Annotated in this window: 12 protein-coding genes and 1 tRNA gene; 5 read left to right on the top strand and 8 right to left on the bottom strand. The window is 71.7% G+C overall.

The features are described 5' to 3' along the window. Positions 1-42 precede the first annotated feature (42 nt). The 6 genes from AACH10_RS09240 to AACH10_RS09215 all read right to left on the bottom strand — a co-directional run bounded on the left by AACH10_RS09240 (position 43) and on the right by AACH10_RS09215 (position 6260). Positions 43-951 (bottom strand): hypothetical protein, encoded by a 909-nt coding sequence (locus AACH10_RS09240; protein WP_341410095.1) that lies wholly within the window; start codon positions 949-951, stop codon positions 43-45. A 154-nt stretch (positions 952-1105) separates the two neighbouring features. Next, the gene (locus tag AACH10_RS09235; protein ID WP_341410094.1) at positions 1106-2803 is read right to left on the bottom strand and encodes a methyl-accepting chemotaxis protein; all 1698 of its coding nucleotides are present in this window, start codon (positions 2801-2803) and stop codon (positions 1106-1108) included. A gap of 385 nt (positions 2804-3188) precedes the next feature. After that, positions 3189-3279, bottom strand: a tRNA-Ser gene (locus AACH10_RS09230). A gap of 96 nt (positions 3280-3375) precedes the next feature. After that, complete coding sequence (gene serS, locus AACH10_RS09225; RefSeq protein ID WP_341410093.1) at positions 3376-4695, bottom strand: serine--tRNA ligase; 1320 nt, start codon at positions 4693-4695, stop codon at positions 3376-3378. A gap of 97 nt (positions 4696-4792) precedes the next feature. Continuing rightward, the gene (ispH, locus tag AACH10_RS09220) at positions 4793-5791 is read right to left on the bottom strand and encodes a 4-hydroxy-3-methylbut-2-enyl diphosphate reductase (protein ID WP_341410092.1); all 999 of its coding nucleotides are present in this window, start codon (positions 5789-5791) and stop codon (positions 4793-4795) included. Position 5792: 1 nt separating this feature from the next. Continuing rightward, complete coding sequence (locus AACH10_RS09215) at positions 5793-6260, bottom strand: FKBP-type peptidyl-prolyl cis-trans isomerase (protein ID WP_341410091.1); 468 nt, start codon at positions 6258-6260, stop codon at positions 5793-5795. A 145-nt stretch (positions 6261-6405) separates the two neighbouring features. Between AACH10_RS09215 and radC the strand changes: the two genes are divergently transcribed. The 5 genes from radC to AACH10_RS09190 all read left to right on the top strand — a co-directional run bounded on the left by radC (position 6406) and on the right by AACH10_RS09190 (position 11083). Next, a complete protein-coding gene (gene radC, locus AACH10_RS09210) occupies positions 6406-7080 on the top strand; it encodes a RadC family protein (RefSeq protein ID WP_341410090.1) in 675 nt (224 codons plus the stop codon). A gap of 10 nt (positions 7081-7090) precedes the next feature. Further along, a complete protein-coding gene (locus AACH10_RS09205) occupies positions 7091-7738 on the top strand; it encodes a Smr/MutS family protein (protein ID WP_341410089.1) in 648 nt (215 codons plus the stop codon). Positions 7739-7837: 99 nt separating this feature from the next. After that, positions 7838-8506 carry a response regulator transcription factor gene (locus AACH10_RS09200; protein ID WP_341410088.1) on the top strand — a complete coding sequence of 223 codons (669 nt, stop codon included), beginning with the start codon at positions 7838-7840 and terminating at the stop codon, positions 8504-8506. Next, on the top strand, positions 8496-9872 hold the full coding sequence (locus AACH10_RS09195; protein ID WP_341410087.1) for a sensor histidine kinase: 1377 nt from the start codon (positions 8496-8498) through the stop codon (positions 9870-9872). The genes AACH10_RS09200 and AACH10_RS09195 overlap by 11 nt, the downstream gene beginning before the upstream one ends. 113 nt (positions 9873-9985) lie before the next feature. Beyond that, positions 9986-11083 (top strand): PEP-CTERM sorting domain-containing protein, encoded by a 1098-nt coding sequence (locus AACH10_RS09190; RefSeq protein WP_341410086.1) that lies wholly within the window; start codon positions 9986-9988, stop codon positions 11081-11083. A gap of 24 nt (positions 11084-11107) precedes the next feature. On the opposite strand, the gene AACH10_RS09185 is transcribed toward AACH10_RS09190, so the two are convergent. Together AACH10_RS09185 and AACH10_RS09180 are read right to left on the bottom strand one after the other, a co-directional pair. Then, the gene (locus AACH10_RS09185; protein ID WP_341410085.1) at positions 11108-12106 is read right to left on the bottom strand and encodes a Bug family tripartite tricarboxylate transporter substrate binding protein; all 999 of its coding nucleotides are present in this window, start codon (positions 12104-12106) and stop codon (positions 11108-11110) included. 54 nt (positions 12107-12160) lie between these two features. After that, positions 12161-13432, bottom strand: coding sequence for a M20 aminoacylase family protein (locus AACH10_RS09180; protein WP_423228585.1), 1272 nt, complete (start codon positions 13430-13432; stop codon positions 12161-12163). Positions 13433-13515 lie beyond the last annotated feature (83 nt).

The raw sequence follows: 13515 nt of genomic DNA, 5'->3' as shown, positions 1-13515 counted from the left end.
AAAGTAGGGTAAAACGACCGCGCGGCGCCGGTCTGCGCGGCCTCAAGGCGTGGCCGGTTCCACGCGCAGCAGGCGCCGGCGCAGCGCGAAATCGGGGTTGGCACTGCGCAGTTCCAGGCGCAGCAGCATGCCGCTGGCGCGGTCCACGGCCATCACGCCATCCAGCCGCGCGCCACTGGCCGATTCCGACAACGCCGGCGGGGCCGGCGGCGCATCACCGAACAACTCGATCACCGCCACGTCGAAGTTGCGCCCGGCGATGGTCTGAGGCCCGGTGGCCACCACCTGCCCGCGCACACGCGCACGCGCCACGCGCTCACCCGCCGCGGCCAGTTCACCGGTCAGCACCTGCCCCAGCGCCAGGTCGCCCCGCAACAGGCGGCGCCAGCCGATCAGCGGTGCCGGGCCGTCGGCCAGCGTGTTGCCCACCAGGTCCTGCTGCCAGGTGGCACCGGTGGCGCGGCCGTCGAATTCCACCCGGTACTCGATGCGGTCGCGCCGCAGCGCCGCCACCTGCAGGCCCAGCAGATGGGGCGCCGCCTGGCCGCCGCTGCGCTCCTCGTAGACCAAGCGCTCGCCCAGCGCCACCGGCAGCGCCTGTGCGCGGCGTGCGGCCATGGCGGTGGGCGCATTGCCGCAGTGCTGCGCATCGGCCACCGTGCGCAAGGCCTCGAAGCGGCCCTTCAGCTCGGCCAGCTGCTGCGCCTCCTCACCATCGGGGCGCATGGCCAGCAAGGCCGGCCAGAACACCATCACACCCAGGCCGAGCGCGATCATGTTGTTGCCCGCGCGCGCGTCCACCGCATAGGCCACATCGGCCGCGCGCTGCTGCACGGCATCGGTCTCGTCGAACAGGCGGTCGCAACTCCAGCCGGCGTAGGCCGCCGGGTCGGTGGGCTTGGGCGCGACGCCCGACGCGCGCGTGGCGCAGCCCGCCTGCAGCCCGCACAACAGCGCGACAGCAGAGACGGCGACAACGCCCTGACGGAACCTCGGACGGCGGAACATGGGCCAGCATTGTGCCGCGTGACCACGCCCCGAAACGTGGCCCCCTCCCGGTGAGGCGCTCAGGGCGCACGCGCGCCGCGGCCGCAGGCCATCCCGGTCAGAACGCGGCCCACTCCGCCGATGCGGCACCGGCCGCCCCGCGGGGTGCGGCCGCCGGCAGGCGCGCCGTGGCGCCAGCCAGCACCGGCCGCGGCGCGACAGCCGACGGCGAGGCGGTCGGCGCGCCCGCCGCCGTGACCTTGAAGAAGGCCACGGCCTCTACCAGCTGGCCCGCCTGCATCTTCAGGCTTTCCGCCGCGGCGGCGCTTTCCTCGACCAGCGCGGCGTTCTGCTGCGTCGCCTGGTCCATCTGGCCCACGGCATCGCCCACCTGCTGGATGCCATGGCTCTGCTCGGTCGTGGCGGCGCTGATCGCGCTGACGATGTCGCTGACGGACTGGATCGATCCGACGATCTCCCCCATCGTCTTGCCGGCCCGGTCGACCAGCGCCGTGCCTTGCTCGACCTGCTCGACGTTGCGGCCGATCAAGGCCTTGATCTCCTTGGCCGCCTCGGCGCTGCGCTGGGCCAGGGTGCGCACCTCGCCGGCCACCACGGCAAAGCCCCGGCCCTGCTCGCCCGCCCGCGCGGCCTCCACAGCCGCATTGAGCGCCAAGATGTTGGTCTGGAAGGCGATGCCATCGATCACCCCGATGATGTCGCCGATCCGGTGGCTGGACGCGGCGATGCCCTGCATGGTGCCCACCACCTGGCCGACGACTTCGCCACCCTGGCTGGCCACGTTGGCAGCGGCCTGCGCCAGCAGGTTGGCCTGCCGGGCGCTGTCGGCGTTGTTGCGCACCGTGCTGCCCAGTTGCTCCATCGTCGCTGCGGTCTGCTGCAGCGCGCTGGCCTGTTCCTCGGTGCGGCTGGACAGATCCTGGTTGCCCTGGGCGATCTGCGCCGACGCGGTGGCCACCGACTCGCTGCCCTGCCTGACCGTGGTCACGGCAGACGTCAGCGCCTTCTGCATCGCCCGCAGCGACGCGATCAGCGAGTCCCGATCGCCGGCGCGCACCCGGATGTCAGTGTCCAGGTCGCCCAACGCGATGCGCTGCGCCGCCTCCCGTGCGTCCGACAGTTCGCCGCCGAGGTCGCGCAGCAGCGATCGCGTGATCAGCGTCCCCAGCCCGATGGCCAGGCCCAGCACCAGCGCGGCCACGGCCAGCGTGACCGTGACGGTGTGCGCAATCCGGTCCTTCGCCGAGCCCGCGTTCTGCACCATCAACTCCTGCTGGAAGTGGACCATCTTGTCGATGGCGGCAAAGAACTGGTCCTGCCGGGCCCGCACCTCGCCCAAGGTATGGGCACCGGCCTCTTCCCACTTGCGCTCGCGCACCAGCCTGACGGCCTCGTTGCGGGCTTTGCCATAGTCGGCACGCGCTGCCAGCATGGCGGCGAACAGGGCTTCACCCTTGGGCGTATTGATCATGCCCTTGAGCTTGTCCATCCGCGCATTGTTCTCGGCGACCGCGCCGTCGACCTTGGCCAGAAACGCATCGGCCTCCGCCACCTGGTTCACGCTGACGGCCACGACGGCGTTGCGCAAATTGCGCGCCTGCGTGTTGATGGCGTCGTAGATGTCCCTGGAGATGTCGACCTTCGGGTAACGGTCATCGACCAGCTGCGACACGTCGGCGCGGATGCCGGTCAGTTGCAACCACGTGACCACCGCCAAGCTGCAGATCAGTGCGGTGATGAGGCCGAATCCAAGGGCCAGCCGGCGGCCCACGGTGACTCGAGCGAAGAGGTTCATGCTGCGTTCCTGCTACTGATTCGTCGCGTGCTAACACGCAAAAAACGCGTACAACCTGCATGCCCGAGAAACGCCTGAGAACGTCCGTTGTCATACACCGTCGTGCGCACATGGCCACAATCGGCACATGGTCACTGGCATATCGGTGGTGCGATCCGTCGACTTGACCCGGATTCGGGCAACAGATCGCCGCTGCGATCGCATTGGCCACCTTATCGTGCAAAGTGAGCGCATTTGTTTCAGACAAGTTACATGCCTGATCAGCGCCCGCGATGCCGCATTGCGCATCGGCACTGACGCAGATCAAATGCCACAGGCAGGCCCATGCGCGCAGGCCGCGGCCATGAAAAAAGCCCAAGTGAATTGATCACTTGGGCTTTTGCTTTGGCGGAGAGGGAGGGATTCGAACCCTCGGTACGGGGATACCGTACGCCTGATTTCGAGTCAGGTACATTCGACCACTCTGCCACCTCTCCTGAAACGGTGCACCCGGGTCGTCATCGGGTGAAGCCGCAGATTCTAGCGCAGGTTTTGGCGCCTGCTCCAGCCCCGCGGCAATTGTTCGCGCGGATTCAGGCGCGCAGCACGGTCTGCCCGCCCAGATACGGCTGCAGCGCGGCCGGCACGGCGATGCTGCCGTCGGCCTGCTGGTGGTTCTCCAGCAGCGCCACCAGCGTGCGGCCCACCGCCAGGCCCGAGCCGTTGAGCGTGTGCACCAGCTCGGTCTTGCCCTGGGCGTTCTTGAACCGGGCCTGCATGCGCCGCGCCTGGAAGGCGCCCATGCTGCTGCACGAACTGATCTCGCGGTAGGTGCCCTGTGCCGGCAGCCACACCTCCAGGTCGAAGGTCTTCACGGCGCCGAAGCCCATGTCGCCGCTGCACAGCAGCATCACGCGGTACGGCAGCTCCAGCGCCTGCAGGATGGACTCGGCATGGCCCACCATCTCGTCCAGCGCGGCTAAGCTCTGGTCGGGGGCGACGATCTGCACCATCTCCACCTTGTCGAACTGGTGCTGGCGGATCATGCCGCGCGTGTCGCGGCCGGCGCTGCCGGCCTCCGAGCGGAAGCACGGCGTGTGGCCGGTCAGCTTGATCGGCAGCTGCTCGGCGCTGAGGATGCTGTCGGCCACGGTGTTGGTGAGCGTGACTTCCGAGGTGGGGATCAGGTACCACTTGCTGCCCGAAGCCTCGCCGTCGCCGCTGGTCACGTGGAACAGGTCCTGCTCGAACTTGGGCAGCTGGCCGGTGCCGCGCATGGCCGTGGCGTTGACCATGTAGGGCGTGTAGCACTCGGTGTAGCCGTGCTTCTGGGTGTGCGTGTCCAGCATGAACTGCGCGAGCGCGCGGTGCAGCCGGGCGATGGCGCCACGCATGAAGCTGAAGCGCGCGCCGGCCAGCTTGGCGCCGGTTTCGAAATCCAGCCCCAGCGGTGCGCCCAGGTCCACATGGTCCTTCACCTCGAAGGCGAAGCTGCCCGGCGTGCCCCAGCGCCGCACCTCGACGTTGCCGGTTTCGTCGGTGCCAGCCGGCACACTCTCGTCGGGCAGATTGGGCACCGACAGCAGCAGGCCCTGCAGCTCGGTCTGCAGCGCGTCCAGGCGCGTGGCGCCGCTGGCCATCTCGTCGGCCGCGGCGGCCACCTGGGCCATCAGCTCGGCCACTTGCGCCGAGGTGTCTTCACCTTTGGCGGCCTTGCCCTTGAGCATGCCGATCTGCTTGCTCAGCGCATTGCGCTGCGCCTGCAGTTCCTCGGTGCGGGTCTGCAGGGTCTTGCGTTCGGCTTCCAGTGCGCTGAAGCGCGCCACGTCCAGGAAGGGCTGCGGGTTCTTGCGCGCCTCGAGCCGGGCGACGACGCCGTTCAGGTCGCGGCGCAGCAGGTTGATGTCGAGCATGGGAGATCCTCGGAATACGGCAATGTCTTGAATTGGGGCGGGCCATGGGGCCGGCGCAGGGCGGCCGCGGCACGGCGGCGGGTGTGGCCGATGGCGGTCAGGATCGCGGCGCGGATCGCTCGGCCGCCACCTGCTGCATGCTCTTGTCGCCCAGGCCCATGGGCAGCGGGAAGTGCACGGTCTCTTCCACGCCGTGCATGCGCTGCACGCTCAGCGCGCCCAGGGCCTTGAGCCGGGCGATCACCTGCTGCACCAGGATGTCGGGCGCCGAGGCGCCGGCGGTCAGGCCCACGCGCGCGCCGTGCGGGTGGCCGTCGAACCAGGCGGCCTGCAGGTCTTCGGCGGCGTCGACCATGTAGGCGTCGGTGCCCAGGCGTTCGGCCAGCTCGCGCAGGCGGTTGCTGTTGCTGCTGGTGGGGCTGCCCACCACGATCACCACGTCCACCTGCGGCGCCAGCAGCTTCACGGCGTCCTGGCGGTTCTGCGTGGCGTAGCAGATGTCCTGCTTCTTGGGCTCGCGCACATGCGGGAACACGCGCTTCACCTCGGCCAGGATGCCGGCGGCGTCGTCCACGCTCAGCGTGGTCTGCGTCACCACGGCCAGCTTGTCGCCGCGCGGGCGCACGCCGGCCACGTCAGCGACATCTTCCACCAGGTAGATGCCGTCGCTGAGCTGGCCCATCGTGCCTTCCACCTCGGGATGCCCCTTGTGGCCGATCATGATGAACTCGAAGCCCTCGCGCGCCAGCTTGGCCACTTCCACGTGCACCTTGGTGACCAGCGGGCAGGTGGCATCGAAGACCTGGAAGCCGCGCGCGGCAGCCTCGTCGCGCACCGCGCGGCTGACGCCATGGGCGCTGAACACCAGCGTGGCGCCAGGCGGCACCTCGGCCAGGTCTTCGATGAAGATCGCGCCCTTGGCCTTCAGGTCATTCACCACATAGGTGTTGTGCACGATCTCGTGGCGCACGTAGATCGGCGCACCGAACTTCACCAGCGCGCGCTCGACGATCTCGATCGCCCGGTCGACACCGGCGCAGAAGCCGCGCGGCTCGGCCAGCAGCACCTCGTTCACCAGGGCAGCAGCATCGCTCATCTCACAGCACCCCGATGACTTGCACTTCGAAGCTCACCGGCTGGCCGGCCAGCGGGTGGTTGAAGTCGAACAGCAGCCAGCCGCCGTCGGCGGCGTCCTCGCCACCCAGCTCGCGCACCACGCCGGCGTACTGGCCACCGCCGTCGGGCGTGGGGAACTGCACCACGTCGCCCACGGCATAGTCGGCATCGGGATCGCCCAGCTCGCGCAGCAGCGCGCGCTTGACCCGCTGCAGCAGCTCGGGGTTGCGCTCGCCGAAGGCCTCGCCCGGCGCCAGCGTGAAGCGCTCGTGCGCGCCCTCGGGCAGGCCGATCAGGCGCTGCTCCATGGCGGGCGCCAGCTGGCCGGTGCCCAGCGACAGCGTGGCCGGCTTGCCATCGAACGTGCTGACGACGTCGGCGCCGTCGGGACCGGCCAGCCGGTAATGAAGGGTCAGGAACGACCCCTCCTGAATGGTGTTCACGCCCATGAGGGGGATGCCTTGGGGGATGCCTGGGGGATGGATGGGGGAATGCGTCGCGGCCGCAGCCGCGCCTAGACTGGCCGTGATTTTACGAGGCGCCCACCGCGCCGCCGGCCCGAACAGGGTGCAATCACCCCGCCACGTCGATCCCATGTCGATCAAGGACCTCCCCGCCGCCGCCCGCCCGCGCGAAAAGCTGCTGCAGCACGGCGCCGCCAGCCTGGCCGATGCCGAGCTGCTGGCCCTGCTGCTGCGTACCGGCGTGCGCGGCCAGGGCGTGCTGCAGATGGCCGAGGGCGTGCTGGCGCGCTTCGACGGCTTTGCCGGCCTGCTGCAGGCCGGGCCGGGCGCCCTGAACGGCGTGCGCGGCCTGGGCCCGGCCAAGCGCGCCGAGCTGTCGGCGGTGATCGAGATGGCGCGCCGCGCGCTGAACCAGCGCCTGGCCGAACAACCGGTGTTCGAGTCGCCGCAGGCGGTCAAGGACTACCTGCGGCTGCAGCTGGGCCACCTGGCGCACGAGGTCTTCGCGGTGCTGTTCCTCGACACCCAGCACCGCCTGATCCGGCTGGAAGAGCTGTTCCGCGGCACGCTGGGGCAAACCAGCGTGTACCCGCGCGAGGTGCTCAAGCGCGCGCTGGCGCTCAATGCCGGCGCAGTGATCCTGGCGCACAACCACCCCTCGGGCGTGGCCGAGCCCTCGCGCGCCGACGAGTACCTGACCCAGACCCTGAAAAGCGCGCTGGCCCTGGTGGATGTGCGCGTGCTCGACCACCTGGTGGTGGGGCGAAGCGAGGTGGTGAGCTTCGCCGAACGCGGTCTGCTGTGAAAATCGGCGCATGAAGATCCGCTCGCTGGCCGAACTGGGCGCCCTGCGCGACGCCGTGCGCGCTGCCGAACGCGCGGCGGCCGAGCGCCGCGCCCGCGAGGCGGCGCAGCGCCGCCAGCGCGAGCGCCAGGCGCAGGCCGAGCACGATCTGTTCGCCCGCGCGGTCGGTCCGGTCAACCCGCTGCGCGACCGCGGCCTGGCCGAGCTGGAACTGCCGCGCCCGCCGCCGCTGCCGCGCCAGCGCGAGCTGGATGAACAGGCCGCACTCGCCGCGACCATGAGCGACGAGGTGACGCTCGAATCCCTGCTGCTCACCGACGACGGCCTGAGCTTCCGCCGCGCCGGCATCGGGCCCGACGTGGTCAACAAGCTGCGCCGCGGCCACTGGGCGCTGCAGGGCCAGCTCGACTTGCACGGCCACAACCGCGACGAGGCGCGCGAGATGCTGGCCGCCTTCGTGCGCGACAGCCACCGCCGCGGCATGCGCTGCGTGCGCGTGGTGCATGGCAAGGGCAATGGCTCTCCGGGCCGCCAGCCGGTGCTCAAGGGCAAGGTGCAGAAGTGGCTGGCGCAATGCGCCGAGGTGATCGCCTTCGCCCAGGCCACCGGGCCGCAGGGCGGCGCCGGCGCGCTGGTGGTGCTGCTGGCGGGCAGCTGACCCACGGCACCGCGTCCGCCCGGGCGCACCCGCCGGTTCGCGGGGCGGTGCCCCGGGGGGCATCCCGCACACAATGGCGGGCGCCCTGCCCGCCCGCCCATGGACCTGCTGCTGCTCGAAGACGACACCGACCTCGGCCAGGCCGTGGCCGATCACCTGCGTGCGGCCAGCCACCGCGTGCGCTGGTGCCGCACGCTGGCCGAGGCGCGTGCCGCGGCCGAGGACGACGAGCCCGGTCTGGCGCTGATCGACCTGCGCCTGCCCGATGGCGACGGGCTGGACCTGCTGCGCGACTGGCGCGCCGCCGGCTCAAGCTGGCCGGTGATCGCGCTGACCGCGCGCGACCAGGTCTCCGACCGCATCCGCGGCCTGCAGGCCGGCGCCGACGACTACCTGGTCAAGCCCTTCGACCTGGACGAGCTGCTGGCCCGCGTGGACGCCGTGGCCCGGCGCATGGCCGCACCACGCCGGCTGCAGCTGGGCGCGGGCCGGGACGATGGCCTCACGCTCGACCTCGACCAGCACGCGCTGTGGCAGCACGGCCAACGCGTGGACCTGACGCAGATGGAGTGGGCCGTGCTGGCCTGCCTGGCGCGCAGGCCTGGCCGCATCTACAGCCGCGCCGAGATCGAGTCGCGGCTGCAGGGCCAGGGCCTGGCCGATGCGGCCAGCAACTCGATTGAGGTGATCGTCAGCCGCCTGCGCAAGAAGCTGGGCGCCACGGCCATCAGCACGCACCGCGGCCTGGGGTACCGGCTTGAGGCCTGATCCCCCTGCCGCGCCCGAAGCGTCCACGGCGCCTGCCGCGCCGTGGAGCCTGCAGCGCCAGCTGCGCCAGCGCCTGCTGGCACTGATCACCGTGGCCTGGCTGGCGGCGTCGGCGCTGGTGGGTGCGGTGGTGTGGCGCGGCACCGGCGAGGTGCTGGACAGCGCGCTGCAGGAAACCGCCGAGCGCCTGCTGCTGATGACCGCCGCCATCCCCGGCGAGCCCGACACCGCGGCGCGCCTGGCCGAGCTGGGCGCGCACGGCGAGTTCGTGGTCTACCAGGTCTTCGATGCCCAGGGCCAGCTGCGCCTGCGCTCGCACGGCGCGCCCGACCGCGCGCTGCACCCGGGCGCGCGGCGCGGCGTGAGCCAGTTCGACGGCTGGCGCGTCTACACGCTGGGCATGCCCGACGGCCGTCGGGCCCAGGTGGCCGAAACCCTGGCCCACCGCCGCGAGGTGATGTGGACCAGCCTGGGCGGCCTGCTGCTGATGCCGCTGGCCCTGCTGCCGCTGGTGGCGCTGGGCGCGCGCTGGGTGCTCGACCGCGGCTTTGCCGCGCTGGAGCCGGCGCGCCGCGAACTGGCCCGCCGCGGCGAGCACGAGCTGAGCCCGCTGCGCCTGGACGGTGCGCCGCAGGAGCTGCGCCCCTGGGTGGACGCGGTGGATGCGCTGCTGGCGCGCACCCGGGCGATGGTCGACAGCGAGCGCGCCTTTGCCGCCAACACCGCGCACGAACTGCGCACGCCGCTGGCCGCCGCGATGGCCCAGGCCCAGCGCCTGCAGCAGGCCTGCGGCGACGACCCCGACACCCGCGCCGCGGCCGAGGCCCTGGTGCGCCAGCTGGCGCGCCTGACCCGCCTGTCCACGCGGCTGCTGCAGCTGGCGCGCATCGAGGCCGGTGTGACGCTGCGCCGCGAGCCGGTGGACCTGGCCGCGCTGGTGCTGCTGGTGGCCGACGACTTCGCCGACGCGCAGCGCGACGGCCGGCTGCGGCTGGCGGTGCGCGACATCCCGGCCACCGTGCGCGGCGACATCGACGCGCTGGGCATCGCGCTGCGCAACCTGATCGACAACGCGCTCAAGCACAGCGGGCCCGCCGGCCAGGTCACCGTGCGCCTGGACGGCGCCGAGATCACCGTGGAGGACGACGGGCCCGGCGTGCCGTCCGAGCGCCTGCAGGCGCTGCGCCGCCCGTTTGCGCGCGACGCCGCGGTCACCGCCGAAGGCAGCGGCCTGGGCCTGGCGCTGGTGGAGGCCATCGCGCGACAGTCGGATGCGCAGCTGCGGCTGCAGTCGCCGCTGCGGCCCGGGGGCGGTGGCTTCGCCGCCACGCTTGAGTTTCAAGCCGTTACCACCCCGCCCCCCTGAACAGCGGGGTCGCAGGCCGGTGGGGCCGGACCGTTCAGCTTCGGTTCATCGCGGTGCGCACCATCGGGCCACGGCGGTCCGCGGAGGGATCGCTGCACCGAGGAGACCGCTGCATGACCATCGCCCGCCCGCGCCGCCTGGCGCTTCTGTTGGCCGCCCTGCCCTGGGCCGCCTCGGCCCAGTACCTGGGCAACTTCGACGCCGTCAACAACACCGGCAAGACCGCGCGCGGCTTCGAGATCGAGCTCGAGGGTCTGAGCAGTCCTGACATCACCGACACCTTCGGCGGACTGAACCGCGGCTTCGCCACCACGGTCGAGCGTTATGGCGCGCCCCGCATCGAGGACTACGCCGGCGGCGTGCGCGTGATCTACAGCGCCAGCTTCGACGCGCTGAGCGGCAACTGGCTGGCGCCTGGCGGCACCTTTGCCGGTCAGGTGGCCAGCATCGGCACGCCGTCGGCGGTGAGCTTCCAGACGCCGGGCGACAACTGCTGGAGCGGCGGCGGCATCAACTACGCGATCACCACGCCCTGCGACCACTTCGGCGTGGGCATCGCCCGCAATCCCACGCGCACCACCTACAGCTGGCTGGTGGACGACGGCGTCACACCGGGTGGCCTGGCCAAGGTGGCGCTGAACCTGCCGGCGCCGGTGATGGTGGTGGTGCCACCGGCCCAGCCGGCCGCGCTGCCGGTGGTGCAGGCCCGGGTGGAGGCCCCGCCGCCGCCCGAGCCGCCCGAAGGCGCCGAGCCGCAGTTCGGCACCGCCATCTGGGTGAAGGTGTACACCACCGAGGTGGAGCACGCACTGGGGCTCGAGGATCTGATGCAGGCGCCGCTGCTGGCCAATGGCGCCCGCCTGCGCCGCGATGCCAACAACACCGAGATCGCGTGGCAGTTGCTGCAGAAGGATCCCGGCAATCCCAACTCCGGGATCATCGAGGAAGGCGGCGCAGTGGCCGGCAAGGACCACGCGGTGCTGCGCCGCTACGAGTTCTTCGAGTTCACCGGCACCTACGACGACGAGACCCACGAGGCCAAGTTCGCGGCCGGATTCGGTGATTCACGGCCCGGCCCGGGCGACGTGGGCGCCTTCATCGGCGCCCAGAACGCGCAGTTGAACCTCGCACCGGTGCCCGAACCCGGCTCTTGGGCGCTGCTGCTGGCCGGCCTGGGCGCGTTGGGCTGGAAGGCGCGCCGCCGCGCCTGATCCACTGCGGCCGGCCGCTGCCACTCACTCCCGCATGTGCGCGTAGTCGGCCAGCTTGGCAAAGCGCGCGATGTCCTCGCGCATCAGCTTGGCCAGGTCGTCGCGCGGGCCGGCCGGGTAGGCGCCGGTGTCTTCCATGCGCTGGCGCAGCACCGGGTCGGCCAGTGACTCGTGCAGCGCGGCCTGCAGCCGGCCGCTCACATCGGCCGGCAGGCCCTTGGGGCCAACGAGCGCGAACCAGCCACTCATCTCGTAGCCCTTGAGCAGCGGATGCTCGGCCAGCGCCGGCACCTGCGGCAGCGCCTTCAGGCGCTGGCCGCCGGTGACGCCCAGCGCGGTGAGCCGGCCGCTTTGCAGGAAGGGCTGCGCGCCCGGCACCGACAGCATCGCCAGCTCGATGGCGCCGCCAGCCAGGTCGTTGGTCAGCGGGGCCACGCCGCGGTAGGGGATGTGGGTCATGAACAGGCCGGCGCGCTGCTTCATCAACTCGCCCGCAAAGTGCAGCGTGGAGCCCACGCCCGACGAGCCGTAGCTGTACTTGCCGGGGTTGCGCTTCACGCCGTCCACCATCTCGGCCAGGGTCTTGAAGCCGGCCTTGGGCCCGGCCACCAGCAGCACCGGGGCGCTGGACACCAGGCCGATCGGCGTGAAGTCCTTCATCGGGTCGTACTTCTGCGCGCGGTTGAGCACGCCGGTGGCGGCCAGCTCGTTGCTGGAGCCCAGCAGCAGCGTGTAGCCGTCGGCCGCGCTGGTGGCCACGCGCTGCGCGCCCAGCGCGCCGGCGGCGCCGCCCTGGTTGTCGATGACGATCGAGGCCTTGAGCTTCGGGCCCAGCACATCGGCCAGCTGGCGCGCGGTGGCGTCCACCGAGCCGCCGGGCGGGTAGCCCACCACCAGCTTGATCGGGCGGTCGGGGTAGCTGGCGGCACGGGCGGCCGGCAGGGCCAGGCCACCGGCGGCCAGGGCCAGCAGGTGGCGGCGGCGCAGGGCCGCGGCATGCAAGGGGGCGAGAGCGTCGGTCATGGCGATGGGCAAAGTGGAAGGAAGCGGGAGGCGCAGGACGGTGGCGGACGGCCCTCAGGCCGGCAGCGGCTGGTTCACCAGGAAACGCTGCACCAGCTTGGTCCAGTAGGTGGCGGCCAGCGGCAGCGCGGCGTCGTTGAAGTCGTAGCCGGGGTTGTGCACCATGCAGCCACCCTGGCCGTGGCCCTCGCCCACGCCGTTGCCCACGATCAGGTAGGCGCCGGGGCAGGCCTCGAGCATGAAGCTGAAGTCCTCGCTGCCGGTCAGCGGCTGCAGGTCGGGCATCAGGCCGTCCTCGCCCAGCCAGTCGCGCGCCACCTCGCGGGCAAAGCGCGCCCAGCCGGCGTCGTTCACCAGCGCCGGGTAGCGCCAGTGGTAATCCACCTCGGCGCGCACGCCCAGCGTCTGCGCCTGGCTGTGCACCAGCGCCGTGATGCGCTCGCGCAGCGCCTGGCGCACCTCGGGCCGGTAGGCGCGCACGGTCAGCTTCATCTGCACATGGGCCGGGATGACGTTGGGCGCATCGCCGGCGTGGATGGCGCCCACCGAGATCACCGCCATGTCGCGCGGGTCGGTGTTGCGGCTGACGATGGTCTGCAGCGCCACGATGATGTGCGCCGCCGCCACCACCGGGTCGGCCGTCAGGTGCGGGGTGGAGCCATGGCCGCCGCGGCCGTGCACGTCGATGATCACGGTGTCGGACGAGGCCATGAACGAGCCCTCGCGGAAGCCGAAAGTGCCCACCGGATGGCCCGGCATGTTGTGCAACGCGAAGATGGCGTCGCAGGGAAAGCGCTCGAACAGGCCATCGGCCACCATCTCCCGGCCACCGCCCAGGCCCTCCTCGGCCGGCTGGAAGATCAGGTGCAGCGTGCCGTCGAAGGCCACGCCGCCCTCGGCGATGTGGCGCGCCGCGGCCAGCAGGATGGCGGTGTGGCCGTCATGCCCGCAGGCATGCATGCGCCCGCTGTGGCGGCTGGCGTAGGGCAGGCCGGTGGCCTCGGCGATGGGCAGCGCGTCCATGTCGGCGCGCAGGCCCAGGCGGCGCGGGCCGTGGCCGCGGCGCAGCGTGCCGACCACGCCGGTGCGGCCCAGGCCGCGGTGCACCTCGTAGCCCCACTGCGCCAGGCAATCGGCCACCACCTGGCTGGTGGCGCGCTCCTCGAAGGCCAGTTCGGGGTGGGCATGCAGGTGGTGGCGCAGCGCCACCATCTCGGGCATCAGCGCCTGCAGCGCGGCGGGCACGGCGGGGTGCGGGGCGGGCAGTTCGGCGTCGGTCAGCGCGGCAAACACGCTGGTGGGGCAGCAGCTCAGGCTCATCGTCATCCATGGGCGCCGGCGGCGCCGCGGCTAGGGTCGAACGGAGGGAGGGAACAGACAACGCCGCAGCGTAGGCACCACCCGGCAGG

The sequence above is a fragment of the Pseudaquabacterium inlustre genome, assembly GCF_038066595.1.
GTDB lineage: Bacteria > Pseudomonadota > Gammaproteobacteria > Burkholderiales > Burkholderiaceae_C > Pseudaquabacterium > Pseudaquabacterium inlustre.
Note: the sequence above shows the minus strand (reverse complement) of the source record. Positions and strands in the feature narration are given on the sequence as shown.

Bases quoted from the DNA above. Each gene is read 5' to 3' on its own strand.
- radC (WP_341410090.1), top strand. From the start codon at position 6,406: ATGTCGATCAAGGACCTCCCCGCCGCCGCCCGCCCGCGCGAAAAGCTG.
- AACH10_RS09190 (WP_341410086.1), top strand. From the start codon at position 9,986: ATGACCATCGCCCGCCCGCGCCGCCTGGCGCTTCTGTTGGCCGCCCTG.
- AACH10_RS09235 (WP_341410094.1), bottom strand. From the start codon at position 2,803: ATGAACCTCTTCGCTCGAGTCACCGTGGGCCGCCGGCTGGCCCTTGGA.
- AACH10_RS09185 (WP_341410085.1), bottom strand. From the start codon at position 12,106: ATGACCGACGCTCTCGCCCCCTTGCATGCCGCGGCCCTGCGCCGCCGC.
- ispH (WP_341410092.1), bottom strand. From the start codon at position 5,791: ATGAGCGATGCTGCTGCCCTGGTGAACGAGGTGCTGCTGGCCGAGCCG.
- AACH10_RS09215 (WP_341410091.1), bottom strand. From the start codon at position 6,260: ATGGGCGTGAACACCATTCAGGAGGGGTCGTTCCTGACCCTTCATTAC.
- AACH10_RS09205 (WP_341410089.1), top strand. From the start codon at position 7,091: ATGAAGATCCGCTCGCTGGCCGAACTGGGCGCCCTGCGCGACGCCGTG.
- AACH10_RS09180 (WP_423228585.1), bottom strand. From the start codon at position 13,432: ATGACGATGAGCCTGAGCTGCTGCCCCACCAGCGTGTTTGCCGCGCTG.
- AACH10_RS09200 (WP_341410088.1), top strand. From the start codon at position 7,838: ATGGACCTGCTGCTGCTCGAAGACGACACCGACCTCGGCCAGGCCGTG.
- serS (WP_341410093.1), bottom strand. From the start codon at position 4,695: ATGCTCGACATCAACCTGCTGCGCCGCGACCTGAACGGCGTCGTCGCC.